The sequence below is a fragment of the Litoribaculum gwangyangense genome, from assembly GCF_039543505.1.
In the GTDB taxonomy this organism is placed as follows: Bacteria; Bacteroidota; Bacteroidia; order Flavobacteriales; family Flavobacteriaceae; genus Litoribaculum; species Litoribaculum gwangyangense.
This window is the reverse complement of record NZ_BAABJW010000004.1, coordinates 236,866-254,523: the sequence shown is the minus strand read 5'-3', so window position 1 is coordinate 254,523 and position 17,658 is coordinate 236,866. Positions and strand designations below refer to the sequence as shown.

The 17,658-nt window shown below is 30.8% G+C and carries 15 protein-coding genes; 1 reads left to right on the top strand and 14 read right to left on the bottom strand.

Annotation, left to right across the window (positions count from 1 at the left end; translation table 11 throughout):
* Positions 1-54 precede the first annotated feature (54 nt).
* Entirely contained in the window at positions 55-1,239 is a 1,185-nt protein-coding gene (locus tag ABD963_RS12285) for a lipoprotein N-acyltransferase Lnb domain-containing protein (RefSeq protein ID WP_345277279.1), read from the top strand.
* On the opposite strand, the gene ABD963_RS12280 is transcribed toward ABD963_RS12285, so the two are convergent.
* The 14 genes from ABD963_RS12280 to ABD963_RS12215 all read right to left on the bottom strand — a co-directional run bounded on the left by ABD963_RS12280 (position 1,226) and on the right by ABD963_RS12215 (position 17,377).
* On the bottom strand, positions 1,226-2,617 hold the full coding sequence (locus ABD963_RS12280) for a sugar transferase (protein ID WP_345277278.1): 1,392 nt from the start codon (positions 2,615-2,617) through the stop codon (positions 1,226-1,228). The two genes, ABD963_RS12285 and ABD963_RS12280, sit on opposite strands and share 14 nt — an antisense overlap.
* Positions 2,618-2,677: 60 nt before the next feature.
* Entirely contained in the window at positions 2,678-3,691 is a 1,014-nt protein-coding gene (locus tag ABD963_RS12275) for a glycosyltransferase family 4 protein (protein ID WP_345277277.1), read from the bottom strand.
* Complete coding sequence (locus ABD963_RS12270; RefSeq protein WP_345277276.1) at positions 3,688-5,067, bottom strand: O-antigen ligase family protein; 1,380 nt, start codon at positions 5,065-5,067, stop codon at positions 3,688-3,690. Before ABD963_RS12270 ends, ABD963_RS12275 begins: the two co-directional genes overlap by 4 nt.
* Complete coding sequence (locus ABD963_RS12265; RefSeq protein ID WP_345277275.1) at positions 5,064-6,146, bottom strand: glycosyltransferase; 1,083 nt, start codon at positions 6,144-6,146, stop codon at positions 5,064-5,066. The genes ABD963_RS12270 and ABD963_RS12265 overlap by 4 nt, the downstream gene beginning before the upstream one ends.
* Positions 6,143-7,264, bottom strand: coding sequence for a glycosyltransferase family 4 protein (locus tag ABD963_RS12260; protein WP_345277274.1), 1,122 nt, complete (start codon positions 7,262-7,264; stop codon positions 6,143-6,145). Before ABD963_RS12260 ends, ABD963_RS12265 begins: the two co-directional genes overlap by 4 nt.
* A gap of 17 nt (positions 7,265-7,281) precedes the next feature.
* Entirely contained in the window at positions 7,282-8,235 is a 954-nt protein-coding gene (locus tag ABD963_RS12255) for a hypothetical protein (RefSeq protein WP_345277273.1), read from the bottom strand.
* Complete coding sequence (locus ABD963_RS12250) at positions 8,229-9,224, bottom strand: glycosyltransferase (RefSeq protein WP_345277272.1); 996 nt, start codon at positions 9,222-9,224, stop codon at positions 8,229-8,231. Before ABD963_RS12250 ends, ABD963_RS12255 begins: the two co-directional genes overlap by 7 nt.
* Positions 9,221-10,756, bottom strand: a complete 1,536-nt coding sequence (locus ABD963_RS12245) for a glycosyltransferase family 2 protein (protein WP_345277271.1) — start codon at positions 10,754-10,756, stop codon at positions 9,221-9,223. The genes ABD963_RS12250 and ABD963_RS12245 overlap by 4 nt, the downstream gene beginning before the upstream one ends.
* Positions 10,753-11,901, bottom strand: a complete 1,149-nt coding sequence (locus ABD963_RS12240; RefSeq protein WP_345277270.1) for a glycosyltransferase family 4 protein — start codon at positions 11,899-11,901, stop codon at positions 10,753-10,755. Before ABD963_RS12240 ends, ABD963_RS12245 begins: the two co-directional genes overlap by 4 nt.
* Positions 11,898-13,292, bottom strand: a complete 1,395-nt coding sequence (locus tag ABD963_RS12235) for a glycosyltransferase family protein (protein WP_345277269.1) — start codon at positions 13,290-13,292, stop codon at positions 11,898-11,900. The genes ABD963_RS12240 and ABD963_RS12235 overlap by 4 nt, the downstream gene beginning before the upstream one ends.
* A complete protein-coding gene (locus ABD963_RS12230) occupies positions 13,293-14,120 on the bottom strand; it encodes a polysaccharide pyruvyl transferase family protein (protein ID WP_345277268.1) in 828 nt (275 codons plus the stop codon).
* Positions 14,120-14,995, bottom strand: coding sequence for an N-acetylneuraminate synthase family protein (locus ABD963_RS12225; protein ID WP_345277267.1), 876 nt, complete (start codon positions 14,993-14,995; stop codon positions 14,120-14,122). Before ABD963_RS12225 ends, ABD963_RS12230 begins: the two co-directional genes overlap by 1 nt.
* A gap of 14 nt (positions 14,996-15,009) precedes the next feature.
* On the bottom strand, positions 15,010-16,164 hold the full coding sequence (locus tag ABD963_RS12220; protein WP_345277266.1) for a cytidylyltransferase domain-containing protein: 1,155 nt from the start codon (positions 16,162-16,164) through the stop codon (positions 15,010-15,012).
* Positions 16,165-16,258: 94 nt separating this feature from the next.
* Entirely contained in the window at positions 16,259-17,377 is a 1,119-nt protein-coding gene (locus ABD963_RS12215) for a hypothetical protein (protein WP_345277265.1), read from the bottom strand.
* Positions 17,378-17,658 lie beyond the last annotated feature (281 nt).

The following is a 17,658-nucleotide window of genomic DNA, read 5'->3' as shown; positions in this document are numbered from 1 at the left end:
ATATTAATTGCAAATAATAAAAACAAAGCCGTAGTTTATAAATACCTAAAATAGATGAAACATACACTACTTTTCCTATTTCTTTTATTAACTAAAATAGTTTTCGCGCAACAAAATCAATTATCGAATCTGGCCGAAATTAGTGTTTTAACGGTTGGTCCAGGCGAATCATTAAATGACTCATTTGGTCATAATGCTTTTAGAATTAAAGATGTGACATTGGGTATTGACGTGACCTATGGTTATGGAGAATATGATTTTGATACTCACAATTTCTATTTAAAATTTGCGCAAGGCAAACTCAACTATTTAATAAGTAAACTTGATTTTAATCGGTTTTATCAAGTTTATAGTTATTATTACAATCGTTCTATCAAAGAACAAGTTTTAAATCTTTCTCAAACCGAAAAACAAACACTATATAACTATTTATTAAATAATTACAAACCTGAAAACAGAGGCTATTTATATGATTTCTTTTATGATAACTGTGCCACTAAAATTAAAGAAGTTACTAACATTGCTGTAAATAACTCAATAACATTTAATAATCCGGAAGGTTTTAAAGATGCTACTTTCAGAACTTTAATTCAGAATAATTTAAATAAAAATTCATGGGGAAGTTTAGGAATAGATGTGGCTTTAGGCTCAGTAATTGATAGAAAAGCAACACCTGAAGAGCATATGTTTTTACCTGAAAATATTTTTAATTTTTTTGAAGTTGCAACTATTAATAATGGAGAAAAACCTCTGGTTTTGAAAAGTCACATGCTTTATGAACAACGAGAAACTTTTAAATCTGGTTCATTTTTAACAAGTCCGTTGTTTATTTTTAGTCTTATAGGCTTATTAATATTATATATAACTTACAATGACTACAAAAACAACAAACAAAGTAAATGGTTGGACCTTACTTTATTTACAATTACAGGTTTAATTGGAGTTGTAATTTTACTGCTTTGGTTCGCAACAGACCACAAAGGGACTCATCAAAATTATAACTTGCTTTGGGCATTTGCCTTAAATATTTTTATGATTGGTCAGTTTTTTATGGAAAAAATAAAAACCTGGTTTATTAGATATATAAAGCTTTTGATCATTATGCTATGTCTTTTAACACTGCATTGGATAATTGGTGTTCAAGTTTTTGCTATTGGATTAATGCCGTTTTTTATAGCGCTTTTTATAAGATACCTTTTCTTAGTTTCTTATTTGAAGAAAAGGTCTACTGCCCCCTAAAGAAAATAACCGTACTAAGCGTTTTTACTAAAATATTGGCATCTAGAAAGAAACTGCGGTGCTTAATATAGTACAAGTCGTATTGAAGTTTAAGCAGACTATCATCAACCGATGAACCATATCTAGTTTTTACTTGCGCCCAACCTGTTAACCCTGGTTTTATAATATGTCGAGTTTCGTAAAATGGAAGCATTTGAGATAATTCTTTAACAAAAAAAGGACGTTCAGGTCTAGGTCCAATCAAACTCATATCACCTTTTAAAATATTTATAAATTGAGGTATTTCATCCAATCTGGAATATCTTAAAAACTTACCAAAAGGTGTCACCCTAACATCACCTTTTTTAGTCCAAACGGCACCAGATTGTTCAGCATTTTTAATCATGGTGCGATACTTAATCATTTTGAAAATTTTGCCGTTTTTACCAACCCTGTCCTGAGTATAAAAAAGTGGACCACGATTACCTAAAATATTTCCTATTAAAATTATGGGTAAAAATAAAATACCTATTAAAATACCAAATAGCGAAATTAAAATATCAAAGATGCGGAGAAAAAAAAGATAGAGTTTATTTTGATTGCTTCGACTAAAAGGAAAGTATTTATAAAAATCTTTACCCACGAATTGCACTGGTATGCGTTGAGCCATTTCTTCATATACTTGTGTATATTCTTTAATTGAAAAACCTTCTTCAAGAAGTTTGATTAAAGTATAATAAATTTCGGAAGTAATGGATTCTGAATTATAGCTTGCAATCACAATTTCAGATATATTCTCATCTTTAATAACCTGATATATTTGTTTGGGTGAATATTCTATAATAGCATTAAATTTAACGGAATCGAGTTTATTGGTTTCACAGTTAACAAAACCAACAATTTTATAATTAGGATCGGAGTTTTTAAAGGCTTCAATGATTGTTTCAATATTGGAAGTCTCCCCAATGATTAAAACCTTTTTATAAAATCTGGGTGAAACCACAAAGGTTAAATAAGCAATTCTCCAAATAAACAATGCTGAAAGCATTGCAAAGTAAAAAATGACGATTTGCAACCTGTTATCTGGTAAAACCGGTGTGAAAAAAGGAGTTAACAAATAGAATAAAACCGTAACAGAAACCGTTAATACAATACCAGATGAAATTTTCTCAATTTTACTGGATTTCTGTAAATCATAAAGTTCAAAAACAGTTCCGAATATGGAGACATATAAAATAAGAACTAAAACCCAACTCCAATTTTCTTTTGTAATGGTAAAATAATCAAAATGGAAAATATTGCTGATAAAATATAAGATAAGTAGGATTGATAATATATCAAAAATACGTAGCAGAATTTTACGTTCCGAAATATTAAAATGAATACCAGTATAAGCCATTATTTAGAGCTAAATTTGGAAGAGTATAAAGATAACAAGTAAATTTAATATTGCTAGTAATTAATGTAAGACTTTAATCCATTGGGTCTTAATATGGCTCCAATCAAAATCTTCAACCTTTTTTCTGGCAACCATGGCCAAATGATTAGCTTTTTCTGGAGATGTCATAATTTTATTTATTTCGGTAATAAAGGATTCAACAGAATTTGGTGCTACTAAAATACCTGTCTTTTGGTTCTCAATTAAAAAAGGTATTCCACCAACATTTGTGGAAATAACAGGCAAGCCTAATGCCATAGCCTCAATAACGCTTACGGGAGTATTATCAAAATTAGTGGTGTTGATAAAAATATTATAGTTTTTGGATAAGGATATCCAATCTTCTTTATTTAATTTTCCTGTAAAGGTAACTTTTAATCCCAATGACTTTGCGTATTCTTTTACATCGTTTAAACACCCATCGCTATCTGGGCCAACCATACACAATTCAGCACTGATACCTCTCTCCTTCAATGTTTTCAATATTTTTACAGCCAACAACGGATTGTATATTTTTGAAAAGGAACGCACCCATAGCAACTTTACTTTTTCAAAAGTTCTTTCTTTAAAAGGATAGTTTTTAAGATCTATGGCATTAGGTATGATTTTAATGTTATGAAACCCGAAGTTTATAAATTGAGATTTAATATATTCAGAGGGCGCTATATTTTTAAATGCATGATTAAATATAGCTTTGGATAGTTTAGGAGAGTTTTTTAATCTATTGGGTAAGTTTCCTCCATGCAATATAGGGATGTATTTTAACTTTAAAACTCTACAAAATTGGCTTACAAAATAAGCGTAGTAAAAGTTTAAGGTGCTATAAGTATCAATTAAAACATAATCAGCTTCTTTTCTATACTTTAAACAGGTATAAAGCATATGAATGAGCCGCAATAACATATCTTTTTTATGAGATGCTGAAAACACCACAAAACCAGATTCTTTTAGTAAAGAAGACAAAATATCAATAGAAGATACGTTGGTTTTCTTTCTATCATTGGCTTTATTCCCTATATAAACAATGTGTCTCAAATGTTTTGATTATTGGCTTTAATTAAAGTATTCTTATTGGTTGTTCTTGGATTTTTAGATTTAAATTGAATATCTAAAAGGCATAGACCGTAAACAAATGCTGGAGCTGCTATACGCATTGCTGAATGATTTATAGTTAAAAACCAAAAAATAAAGCATGAATAAAAAAAGATATTAGATTTGTTTCTAAATCTGAAAATTAAAGGTGTGAATATCAAAATAATTAAAGCAGTAACACCAAACAAACCATGTTCTGATAAAATACGGCTCATTTCATTGTGAGAAGCAGCCAAAATGCCTTCCTTTTTTTCTCTTAACTCTTTAATTTTCCCAACCCCAACGCCTAATACGGGGTTATTTAAAAATTCTTCAATTTCAAAAGAAATTAAATCACTTCTACCTGTAGTTACATCCTCTTTTTCTCTGCCTAGAGCATCTTTATTCGCATACCGGTATTCAATTAAACCACTTGTTTGGACCTTTGAAAACAACCACACCGTGAACGCCAATCCAATGAAAATAAAAAACAGTCTACTGATTTTTAACTTGGTCTTCACATTAACTTTTATAAAATAGAAGTAAATTAGAGCTGCTATCATAAACAATCCAGTAATTACTCCACCTCTACTAAAAGTAACAATACCCCTAAAACTCATTGCAGCCAATAATATTCCATTAATAACTTTAAGAATTAAATTTGGAGAGAGCATGAAAAAGCGCAATGAGAATAAAAACATCCCTATACCTAAAACTGTGGATACCTGATTAGGCCCAAAACCACCCGATGCTGCAAAATTAGAACCTGTACCAGATAACGTTTCCCTTATATCTGGAGTGTATAAAAATAAATAGGCTGTCATTGACACTAATGGTAATGCCATATACAACAAAACATTATGCATATTTTGATAACTAATTTTTCTTTTAAAACAAAAAATAGACACAATGCCTAAACAAATAGGGCCACTTAAATTGAAGGCGATATCAGTTCTTAAGGTTGATTGTGCTGTTGCATTAAATCCTGCTACCAAAATACCTGGAATAAGAAGAAAAATATAGATAATATAAGGTATGGGTTGCTTACTTAGTCTAACAGTAAATATACCTATTAAAATAAAAAAAATGACTAAATATTTTGATGCTTCATATAAAAAATTGCCGCCAGTCATCCTTATAAAAACCTCTGCACCAACTACATAACTGCAAGCCATTAATACTTTTACAGCCTTTTGTGAAGGTTTAGCTTTGAAAATTTGGTAAGAAAAAAAAACAAAAATTCCCAATAAATATATTCTTGATAGAGCTGAAAAACCATAAACCAAAAGCCCAATTAAAACATGTAAAGCAATGATTTTTATGTAACTAAAGTTTTTCAATTTTTTTTAACGTATGTTTCGTAAGTTCTAATAATGGTTTCTATTTGTGCTTTTTCTGAATAATTTTGCTTTACATGTTTATGGTAACGTTTTGCTAATGTAACTCGTATATTTTCATTTTCAATAAATAAGGTAATAGCCTTGGCTAATTCACTGTAAGATGACGCATTTACCAATAACCCATTCTTGTTATGGCTAACAACCTCTTCACACTCACCTACTTTGGTAGCTATGACCGCTAGATTTGACAGTCCATATTCCAACAGTGCAATGGGCAAGCCTTCAGATTTTGAAGATAAAACTCCTATGTCACATTGAGAAAGAATATTATGAATATCTGGTTTACTCCCATATAAAAAAACAGATTTCTCTAAATCCAGCTCAAGAATTTTATTTTCAACCGATTTTGAATAGTCATCATTAAAGTTTTTACCAACACAATGTAGTGTCCAATCTGGATACATATTATGAACTTCTTTGAATGCTTGTATAAGAGTTATATGGTCTTTTTGAGGCCTTAAATTTGCCAAACAAATAATACGTTTACCATTTGCTCCATGCAAATTTGTTTCAGGCAAGTATTTATTTAAAGTTGCAAAATTTGGCAAATACAATGTGTTCTTAAACTTTAATTTTTGGCTAGCCCATGTCTCTAAAATTTTGTTTACACAAAAAATATGGGAAAAATATTTTGAGCATATTTTTAAAATAGCAAATTTTCTTTCATTTAAAAATTCACTATTCCCATAATGATCGTGCCATACAATTTTTATTCTACTATTTATTATTTTCACAGTAGTTGCCAAAAAAAACGAAGTTGAATGCGCATGAATAATTTGAATTTTATTCTTTTTTACAAAGGCATTTAATTTCTTGATGGCTTTTACATCTAATGTTCCATTTTTATTTAGATATAGATAACCAACCTTTTTTGAAATACTTTTTTTTAAAACACCTTCTTCTCTTGTCGTACACAATGCAGAATATTCTATGGCAACTGATAAAGCATTAGCTAAATTGACTGCCACACGTTCTGATCCACCAGTTTGTAAAGAATCTATAAGTTGTAAAACTCTCATTTATGCTTTAGTAATTTAGAAATTTCTATTTCAAAAGTGTTTGTAGTGTATTTCTGAGACCAATTTAATGCTAATTTAGACATTCGTTTTAGTACATCTTCTTCACTTAAATGTTTCAGTATTTTATTTGTGGCATCTTTTAATTTAGGTTCAATCAAAATACCTCTTTTGCCATAATCCAGCATAAAAGGAACACAAGAAATTGAAGTTGAAATAGGGATAGCACCAAAAAACATGGCCTCAGCAACCACTTTAGGCCACCCTTCAGATTTTGAAGGCAATATCAAAAAATGTACTTCTTTAAGAACTTCTTTTATAACTTCCTTTTCTTTGTTACCCTGAAACTTAATAATTTTATTTAAATGATTCTCTTTTACATAATGCTTTAGTTCGTCTTTTAAACCGCCTTCACCATATATATCTAGTTGAACTTCTTTACCTTTTTTGTAAAGTGCTTCAATAACTTTTATAGCTAATAAAGGGCGTTTACCTCTTACCAAACTACCAATAAAAACAAATTTTAAATGACTATTGTAATTTCTCGTTTTTGGTTCTTCCTTCTCTTTATCAGAATAAGTAACCGTGAAAAAAGGTTTTATATTATTGGTTTGGCCTTTCCAATTACCGTAAACCAAAACCGATATATTTTTAGTTAAAAAACAATTGGATAATAGCCACTTTTGAAACTTATAACTCCGTGGTTGTTTTGCATCTGGATCCCAATTACCCGCATATTTTGCGGTTTTTAATTTCTTTGGAAAACATATTTGTACCAAACACCCTAATAAGCCTATGTTTCCGGGGCAACGTAAATGGATGTGATCTGCTTTTTTACAAGCATTAAATATGGTAATTAAAATTAGGGGGGTTTTAATGATTGATAAAATAGCCTTTTTTAAATTGGTAAATTCAATGGATGGAATTTTTGAAAACTGAATGTTTTTATGTTTGTAATCTAAATCAATTGCCGATTTATTCTCTGATGTAATTGGCGCAACAATTGAAACCTCATCAACATATTTAAACCAAATATTCATTTCGCGAACATACGGCGCATAGGCTGAAATAGCTTCGCCATTTAGCTTATGTTTAACATGTGTAATGATTAAAAACTTCATTTTTTTACAGGAAAAAATTAATCTATTATCGTTCTAACAATATACTCTACTTGCGCTTCAGGAGTACAATATTTGGAGAAATATGATTTACCATTTTCAGCAATATATTTATGATAATCTTTATTATGTAAAACCTTATCAAAAACCTCAGGAAATTCGCTGGTTTTATTGATTAGATGTATTTCCTTATTGTGTTTTAAAGGTATTGGAAACTCAATTTTAAATGGAAAAGACAAAACAAATAAGCTCTGATTTAAATATTCTGCCAGTCGCCAACTAACAGCACCCCAAACAGCCGCATTATTCAAAACAATTTTAGACCTTCTACTTAATTTTGAAAATGTTTTAGGAGGATATTTAATTTCATTTAATTCTTCCTTAAAATCAAAATGATTTCCATCGTTACGTGGCACAAAACCACCCTCGAAAACTAAACGATCATCTGCTTTGCAATACCTAATAAATTCAGCTCTTATTCTATTAGTTTCTGGTTCTTTTTTCCAAATACTTGCCGAGAAAAAAATATAATTTTCTTTTTCAGCTTTAAATTTATAATTTTCGTAGGTAGGTCTTCTAATTAAAGTATAAACCTGTTTAGCTAAATCTTTAAACTTTAAGAACTTTACCAAGCTAATATTAAAAAGCTTTAGATATAGAGGTAAAATGTTGATTGGGTAATGTGGAAATAGTGGTTTTACTTTTGGTTGATTGAAAAACTCATTATCAATAAGTTTGTTAGTTACAAAATACATATCTGACAACTGATAAAGTTCTTGATCAAAATAAACGGGATCGTCATTATTTATAACCCCAAGTTTATCCTTTATTCTAAAAATTAAAATGGGTTTGTTGTTGTATTTTGTAAAGGTTGTATCGAATTTAAACTTAATATGGAACACCTTATCAAATCCATATAAGTAATAGGATGAATAAAAATTAGGAATATTTAATATATAAACAGTATCTAGCAATTTACTTTAGGTTTGTTAAATATAAGCGAAAACCAACCAACTAACCGCCCAAGACTTTCAGTAAATGCACCTTTTCTATCCTTAGTAGTAACCACATTGGTTAATCGAATAAAAGTTAATAAAAAAGCCGTGGCATACCAATTGATTTCAGCCTTTATTCTTGGATTTGGATATTTTACACGCCATACGTACCAGCCGTTTCTGATAACCATTTTTCCATATTTATATTTGTTGGGTCTTCCATCAGCATCATGATAATGGCTTAATTGAGCCAAAGTATTGACATAAAGTTTACCCATTTTAGCAATACGTAAACTAAAATCGGTGTCTTCATAAAGTCCGTAGCCTTCAAAATAGGTTGAAAACGATAATTTTTGAAAGACTTCTTTATTATAGGAAGATACGCCTCCCATAATTTGCTCAACTTCATAAATTTTTCCTGATGGTGGCAAGAAACCAATGCTTCTACCGTGAGCAAAGGTGGGTAAAAATCCAGGTGGCGTATCGGGCAATAAACCAAATTTACGCCTAAGCTTAAATCGGGAAGGTTCGTCGCGCATCCATCCATCAAAATAAAATTTATCAGGATTGTTTTGGTTATCTGATTTCTCCCAAGTTACTTCGTTTATTATATATCCACCAACTGCTAAAGCATCGGGTTTTTCTTTATAGGTTTTGAGTAAATTTTCAAAATAGTGGGGTTCCAAAACAATATCATCATCTAAAAAACATATAATATCCGAGTCATTATGAACTATTTTGATGCCATAATTCCTTTGCTTGGTTAAGCCTCGGTTATTGGCATCAACTAAAATATGTTTTAAATTTATAAAGGTATTTTTATCTAAAAGTATTTTGGTTTCCTCATTTAAAGAGCCATCAATAATTAAAATTTCATTAGGGTACAAGGTTTGCTCATTCACCGAATTGAGTAAATTGAGTAAAGGCTTTGGCCTCATGTATGTACATATGATTAATGAAAAATTCATAAAGGATTTTCTTTTAATTTATTGGCCCAAAGTAAACTTACTTGCCACTGTTTTTTGAATGTACTGTAATATTTAAAAGGGTTTTTTATTTTCTGACTTTTATAAAACTTAATAAATAAATTGGTTTTGTAACTCAATAATTGGTGTTTTGTGGTATTGCTCATTCTACTCAACATAACCGTTGGTGAAGGTTTTGGTTGTAAGCCTTTCTCTAATTCCCAAGGATGTTTAAACTTCGTTCTAAATCCACCAATTGGGGCTTTTAAGTGCAATATTTTTATATCTGGCATGTAAATGATATCTGCACCCAAGTTCCGTAATTGCATGCCAAAATCGGTGTCTTCGCCATATCCAAACTCATAAGCCATATGAAAAGAGATCTTGTTTAAAAACTTTGAACAAATCACACTACATCCACCTCCAAAGGCATTCCACTGTATAGGTTTATTATATTTTTCCACTTCATTTTTTTGCAAATAACTCATGGTTATGGCACTGAAATTAAAGTACTGCACTTTATGAATAACTTTTTCCAAAAGGTTACTATCAAACTTATTATCATCATCGGCTAAATAAACATAATCTGAAGTCACCTCCTTCAACGCCATATTTCTAGCATTACAAGCACCTGTTTGATGAATGAACTTATGAATAATTTTAAATGGCCATACGTTGTTTGCAATGAAATCCAAATCTGATTTGCTATTTTTATCTTCATTCTGTTCGACAATGATAACCTGTTTTGGCAAAAAAGTTTGCTTTTCTAAATCCAATAAAACATCATGTAAAAATGCTTTTCTACCTAATGTGGGAATAATAACATCTATTGAAACATCTTTGATTTCTTGCTCACATAATGGTTCTAAATCAAAATCTGAAGAAAATTTAAGGTTTTTAAAAAAAAGAGTTCTGATGAAGGAAATAATTGGAAATCGTTTTTCATAAACCATAAAATTTAACAACAACAAAACACACCAAACACTTTTATAATGCTGTTTAACGAACTTAAAAAGCTGATAGTTTTTAGCTTTGACTAACGACTTTTCTGCGTTTTTAATTATTAAGAGATTAGGTTCAGAATAACACAATAACCCGTTTGGCATACCCAGTTTGGCGATGGAATTCAAAACAAAATCGAAAGGTTGATTTAATTTAATTTTGCTTTCAAATCTTAATAATTGAGAAGCATGAATAGCCCCAACGTTGCTGCTCATCAGCCAGGTAGGGTATTTAACGGTTTTGTTCACTTTTAAAAACGGGGAGTCTTCAACATAACCTATTTGGAGAGGTAAATAGGGTTCACCCGAATAAGAAAGCATCATGTTTTTTAAATGGAAGGATGCTTTTAAAGCTTCAAAATTTATATTATCCTTTTGAGATATGTGGCACCAAACCAGAAGGCGCTCTTTGTACTTATTGGCGATAATGAATAGGACTTTTGCAGGTTTTTTTATAGTGTTAAATACTATTTGATTGGTTTTTAAATCAATAATCTCATAAACTTCTTCGCCAGTATGTACTAAAAGAATCATGTATTTAAAATTGATTTATAGTAGGCTATGTTTATGCAGGCATTTTTATCGATATCAAAAAGGGTTTCTACTTTTTGTCTAGCAGATTTACCAATTTCAAAACATAACTTTTCATCATTGAGAAGTTTTGAAATTCGTTCAGCATACAAATCGGTGTTGGATGGATGTACTAAATAACCATTAATCCCATCATCCATTAATTCTTGAGCCCAACCGATACTGGTATTCACAACAGGTTTTTCCATAGCCATAGACTCTATACTTACCATCCCCAATGTTTCAGCAAATGACGGAAACACGCATACATGGGCATTTTTAATATGTTCCTTGACTTCATTATATGGTATTTTACCCAAATAACTAACGTGCCTTTTGGCTTTAGAAGAAAATATTTTTTCAACTAATTTATATGTTGACTTTTCATCAGACTTTATATCAGGCGCATCATTTCCTATTAATATGAGTTTAGCTCCAGGGTTTAATTCAATTACTTTATTAAAAATCGTAGCCAGCTCAAAAACACCTTTTTTTCTGATGATAGTACCAATGTAAAGTATCGAATTTCTGTTATAATCTTCAGGGGTTGCATTCTCGAAATGCTCAAGTTGTAGCCCATAATGGATGGTTTTAATTTTATTCTTTTCTAAACCAAATATTTTACGGGTTTCAATACCTGCATAGGTTGTTGGAGCAATATAAGCCTTCGCATTTTTTAATGCCATTTTTTCAAAAAAGAAGTTTTTAAATTTCTGTTTCCTGTTTTCCAATTTACAGAAATAAGCATCGCTTCCGTGTAATCTGATAACTAAAGGCGCTTTAAGCTTCATAAAAGCGGTTATCCCTGTCCAATCTGGAGCTTCAAGAATATCAATTCCTTCTTGTTTAACAACAGAATTTATATATCGCTGTAAATACAAGCGATAATGATACCATGTTAAAAATTGGTGTTTTCTTTTAGCTATTAAATGAATAATGACATCGCCATCTTTTATAACAGCATCTTCCTTTTGGTGATAAACAAAAACAGTCACGCCAATTTCCTTTTTTACCAAAGCCACAGCCAAATTTTTAATACTTGTTCCTATTCCAGCTGCATGACTTACTCTAGGATGAGGATACTCAGATGTTATAAACCCAACTCTCATTTTAGTAATTTATCTATCCCTTTCCAAATAGTCTCGGAAGCTTTCGTTGGCGTTTTGCCAACAACTATTTTATACCACTCTTTACATGCTTTAACATTAGAGAGTTCTCCATCTAAAATTTGTTTAACTAAGCCTTCTAAATCCTTTTTATCAGTACAAAAAACCACCGCTTTATCACTAGGCATACTCCTAAAATGGACATACTTGTAATTCTGACCAATATCACGAATGCCCTTTTTTAACTGAGGTTGTTCGTAATTATAATAAATACAAGGTTTGTTATGAGCTACAAAATCAAACACTGTTGATGAACATACATTGGTTACAAACTCGCTGTGTTCACAAACATTGTAAAACATCTTAAAATCTTCTGGTGTTGGCAATACATGATTCCATTGCTTGCCCACTTGTTGCCAAATAGGATTCAAAACAGTAATAATATCCTTATTAGCTTCAATGACACCATCATACCTTGAAGTAAAATCTACAGGGCATTTTCTGTAAATGATTCCTAGATTATAACTTTTAGAGTTTAAACTTCTAACAGCGTTAGCTAAGTCTTCTAAATAATATTGGTCTAGTGGAGAGGTGGTTTCGTCATCACCAGAAAAACAAATGTATTTTTTATCAATGTCTAAATTATACTCAATAAAAAAGGCTTTTTTGGTTTGTTTTAAAGAAGTATCATAATGTGGTTCAAACTGAGGCGTTCCAGTTACAAACACCTGATTTTCATTTACAAACGGATAATATTGTAAAACTTGGTCTTTCATTAAATCGCTCCAAACACAATAGTAATCAGTCTCAACTACTTGCATCGCTTTAGGCACGTTATCCCATGAATATACAAAAGCTACCGTAGGGATTCCCAAATCTTTAGCGGCCAACAAAGCACTTATGGATTGTGTAGCGCGCTGTGTGGTGCAAAATATCAGGTCGGGTTTGTGGGCTTCTAACTGCGCTTTACAATATTTGTATTTTGAGGTTGAACGTTCTAATTTATTAATTTTTTGTCTAAGCTTTATAACTCCTTTTTCTGATCCATACAAACCAATCAGCCATTTTGTATAAATGCTCTTGAAACTATTTTTAAAACCTTTGTAATTGAACGGAAACTTATATGTTGGGTATACATCATCATTAAATTTATCACGAGATATGTTCAACTCCACACGTTTTCTGGCCCTAGAATAAAGTGGCAGCAGTTTGTGGGCTGAGTGGTCTTCAATTTTAAGCTCTTTGAACCCTAAAGTATCTTTTAAAGAAAAAATGGTGTTGTTCCAGTAGGTAATGTCAAAACCCATTTTTTCACCAATATCCTTGAAATTTGTAAAGGCAAAATTTCTTAAACCCACACCATCTGGAAAAAAAATGAACACTTTTTTCTTCATCTAATTTGAGTTTTTAAAAGGGCAAACGTCCATTAAATTTGAACATAATTTTTCTATTATTTCCTTTTTGGGAAGTGATTCTTTATCATGAAAAAGGTCAAGTAATTCGCTTAAACTCATTTTTTGGTCGATGATATTTGGTTTATAGTTCGCTATTTCTACAGATTCAAAATAATCTTGATATTTAATATCATCGCCAAAAACATCATCAGAAAATTTTTGCCAAACAGCAGGAATACCATAGGCGTGCGCTACAATAATTCCGTGTAAGGAAGATGACACTATATTTTCACATTTTAAAAACTCATTGGTTTTTGCCTCCACATCATTGGTCATTAAATCAATAAGTAAAACATCATCTAGATTCAAATAAAAATCTTTTATTTTATTAAAATCCCGGTAATGTGGAACAATTCCAATCTTATATTTCTTTTCTATTTTAGGGTAATAATATTTAGGCAATAACAAGGCAGGATCACCATAAATTTCTGGTACTTCATAACCTTGATTTATCAAATGCCTTCTAGTTTGAGGCCCACGAACTGCTAAAAATTTAGCTTTTTTAATAAGATTTTCTTTTGATATAATACCACTGCCCCAAACAATACATTTACTATTTACATGGGTTAAAATACTTCCAACAGTTACATAAATAGGCGTAAAAAAATCATGAAAGGAAAACTTTTTGGGCCAACTAAAAACTACTTTTTTAACTGATATTTTTTCAACCAAATACTTACCAAGTAAATCACCAAAATTCTCTTTAGATTTACCTTGAATCTTGATTTCATTCCACCAAAACAATCGAATCTTATTGGTTGAAAACATTATACTTTTTGATTTTTTAACTTGTCGCGTTGAACTTGCTCAATAGGTAAAATATCTTGGTTTTTAAATTGTAACGCTTTGTAAACAGCATTAATATCTCTGGATAGTTTTCTCAAACCCATAGGTTCTAAGGATGCTGCATGGTCGGTGCCTTTCCAAGTTCTGTCAATTGTGTAATGTCTTTCAATAATATTGGCACCCAAAGTGTAAGCAGCCACATCAACCGCTATTCCTAAATGATGACCCGAAAAGCCAATGTGCTTAACATCTTCTTGATATTTATCGATTAACAGATTAATATCCAACAAACAAACATCTTCAAAAGGCACAGGATAACCTGATGTACAGTTGTAAAGTACTAAATCTTTGTTTCTGTTATGTTTCTTGAAGAGGTCAACCAAATCATCTATTTCACCTTTGGTAGTCATACCCGTTGAAATATGCAGTTCACCACTGTAATTATTACATAACCATTCCAACATTGCTATATTATTGTTACAAGCCGAAGGGATTTTAATGAATTCTGGATTTAAAGATGCGATTTCTTTGGCTGATGTTAGATCCCAAACGGAGGTTGAATAGGCGATACCTATGTCTTCACAATACTGCTTTAATTCTGCATGTTGGTTGACATCAAATTCTAAAAACTCCCGATGTTCTCCATAAGTATTACCATAAGAGTTTGCTGGATTTGGATGCGGTTGGTAATATTGTTCTTCGGTTAATAATTCCTTGTTATTTCGCTTTTGAAATTTAACCGCATCTACGTTACAGAATATTTTGGCCACTTTAATGAGCTCTTTGGCAATTTCCATGTCGCCTTTGTGGTTGCAACCAATTTCGGCAATGATATAAGGTTTTTTGTATGTATTCATTAGATTTTGGGGTATTAAAATCTTTTATTATAATTCATTATAAATTCGCACGCTTCACGAATGGCACCAGCACCTGAATTTTTAGAAAGCACCACATCGGCATGTTGTTTAACAATATCTGTTGCGTTATTAGGAGTAAAAGACCAACCAACACTGCAAATGTTAGTTAAATCATTCACATCGTCACCTATATAAGCAACTTGGTTTAAATCGATATGTTTGTTTTGGGCAATGTGTTTTAGCAATGAGTATTTATCTTTCACACCCAAAAAAACGTGCTCAATTTTAAGCTTTTCCATGCGTTTTGCAACTAATTCTGAATTCTCTGAAGTCATCACCATAACCTCAACTTGGTGCTGTCTTAAAATTTCTAATCCCATACCATCACGCATATCAAAATTCTTGGTGAGTTCACCATCTTTTGAATACGTTATGGTACCATCTGTAAAAACGCCATCTACGTCTAGAAACAAATGCGTTATTTTTTTGGATTCTTTTTCTCGTTTTTGACGTTCTATCAATAAATTTTCAACAACAACCCAATCGGTTTCAGAATCTATTTCATACAAAGACTCTTCAGGCATTTGCACTACTGCGACTTTATCTCCTAGTCTGCATTTTGTACTTTTTAAACTTTCTTTTGTTGTTATATAAACAGCTCCGTTTTCAATTAGTAATCCTTCAAAATCTTGTCGGCGAGGCCTATTTTGAGGATTGTAATTTAATGGTTTACCAGATTGATCCCATGTGAATCGGTGGGTATGAACCACGGTTAAGGCTGAATCAAATTCTCCGCTGAGTTTATCTAAACAAGCATTGATATCCTCTTTTTTTGTGAAAGGTGATGTGGCTTGCAACAAACAAAACACATCAAAATTATAATTTATTTTTTCACAAAACTCAAGTATTGCAGATTCTGTTGATGCAGTATCAGTGGCACTTTCTGCACTTCTTATCAACGGTTTTACTTTATTGGTCCATTGATATTCTTTATTTATAAAATCAACAATGGTTTCATCGTCTGTGTAAACATAAACATCATCTAAATCTGAGAAAATGGCTTCACCCAAAACCCATGTAAATAATGGCCTGCCAACCATTTTTCTTTTATTTTTCCCAACAATTCCTTTGGAACCTTTTCGTAAAGGGATGAAACCTATTTTTTTCATTGATTAATACGATTAGAAAATATCTAAATGCTAAAATACAGTTTTTTTTAGGGTGTTTAGATAAAAACCTACTCGTAAGCAATAATTTTAGTGTCTATTCTAGTGGATTGTATACACTTGTCTTTTTTGTTTTAAAACTTAATTTACTAAACACTTCTAACTTTGATTCAGCATTTTTTATAAAGCCTTCATCATCTTGCTCTATATAGAAAACAAGTTTATCATCAATATATTGATTAAACATTTCTTTACCCGCAATATTAATTAATATAGTGGGAACGTTTAGTAATCTGGCTTCAATTAAACATCCAGAATAATTAGTTATATGCGCCATCGAACTGTTTAAAACTTCAGGTAGTGGTGACGAAATAGCATCTTGTACCGTGCATTTTTCTTTTAAATTATTTATTAACAAAAACCTATCTAACATATCTAAATTTAAATTGTTTCTTGGGTGTAATCTTAAAATCCAATGGTAAATGTTCACCTGTATTAACTTAACAATTTTTGGTGTTAATAGGTCTTCAATACTAAATGGTGATGTTTGTAAACTATAAAAAACATATTGTTTTTTGCTCTCATCACTACTCTTATACTTGCTTGTCCAATACGCTACATATGGCTGCCCAACAACTTTTGACTTTATAGTGTTTGTTTTATTTGCCCATTTATCTATACTATTTTTTGACTCATTATCCCAATTCCAAAAAGTTTTAGGCATGGTATTAAACCCCTTTATTGGCAACTTATTCCAGTGGGCAAATGCCAAATGCACATTAGTTTGAGGACCATGTTGGAAATCAATAGTTTCAATATTAAGATTGTTAGCGACTAATAAAGCAGAATATATATCATCTAACCCATAATAACCAAGAAAAACTACTTTTTTTGGTTTAACTTTTTTGAAGAATTTTTCAAAAAAACTGCTTGTTAATTTTAACCTATTGGTCCAGTCAATAATTTCTTTTTCTGAAACCCCTAAAGCCGTTATATTAATATTGTAATTACTTAACTCTTTATAAAAAGCGTGATAATTATTTAAGTTTAAAACATTGATTTCTTTATTAAACCTATTAGATAATTTAGCTAATAATTTATGGTAATTTAAATATTTACTTAAGGGTATAATTGCTTTCTTATTATATGAAGCGTCATAAATTTTTTGATACTCCATCATATAAACATCATTCTGTAAATTATGATAATCTATCATTGAATCATAAAATCGATTAAAGTATTTCCCATTATATAATACGCGGTGAATATGAGATCCGAAAAAAATTATTTGCCTTTTTTTTAACTTGAAAAAGAATGCGTTAAGACTAATTAAAGCCTTAAAAACCAATAATACCTTAATTAGTTTTTTTTGTAATTTTTTACTAAAATTTTGATTTAAAGGAGGGTTTTCACTCTCTGATAATTCATTTTTATTCATTAATATCAAGGAATGTATATAAATTTTTATTCTCACATACGGCCAAATGTGTACCCCAT

Excerpts from the sequence above, each read along its gene's own strand:
- ABD963_RS12285 (WP_345277279.1), top strand. The coding sequence starts at position 55 with ATGAAACATACACTACTTTTCCTATTTCTTTTATTAACTAAAATAGTT.
- ABD963_RS12280 (WP_345277278.1), bottom strand. The coding sequence starts at position 2,617 with ATGGCTTATACTGGTATTCATTTTAATATTTCGGAACGTAAAATTCTG.
- ABD963_RS12265 (WP_345277275.1), bottom strand. The coding sequence starts at position 6,146 with ATGAGAGTTTTACAACTTATAGATTCTTTACAAACTGGTGGATCAGAA.
- ABD963_RS12260 (WP_345277274.1), bottom strand. The coding sequence starts at position 7,264 with ATGAAGTTTTTAATCATTACACATGTTAAACATAAGCTAAATGGCGAA.
- ABD963_RS12250 (WP_345277272.1), bottom strand. The coding sequence starts at position 9,224 with ATGAATTTTTCATTAATCATATGTACATACATGAGGCCAAAGCCTTTA.
- ABD963_RS12245 (WP_345277271.1), bottom strand. The coding sequence starts at position 10,756 with ATGATTCTTTTAGTACATACTGGCGAAGAAGTTTATGAGATTATTGAT.
- ABD963_RS12240 (WP_345277270.1), bottom strand. The coding sequence starts at position 11,901 with ATGAGAGTTGGGTTTATAACATCTGAGTATCCTCATCCTAGAGTAAGT.
- ABD963_RS12235 (WP_345277269.1), bottom strand. The coding sequence starts at position 13,292 with ATGAAGAAAAAAGTGTTCATTTTTTTTCCAGATGGTGTGGGTTTAAGA.
- ABD963_RS12230 (WP_345277268.1), bottom strand. The coding sequence starts at position 14,120 with ATGTTTTCAACCAATAAGATTCGATTGTTTTGGTGGAATGAAATCAAG.
- ABD963_RS12225 (WP_345277267.1), bottom strand. The coding sequence starts at position 14,995 with ATGAATACATACAAAAAACCTTATATCATTGCCGAAATTGGTTGCAAC.
- ABD963_RS12220 (WP_345277266.1), bottom strand. The coding sequence starts at position 16,164 with ATGAAAAAAATAGGTTTCATCCCTTTACGAAAAGGTTCCAAAGGAATT.
- ABD963_RS12215 (WP_345277265.1), bottom strand. The coding sequence starts at position 17,377 with ATGATAGATTATCATAATTTACAGAATGATGTTTATATGATGGAGTAT.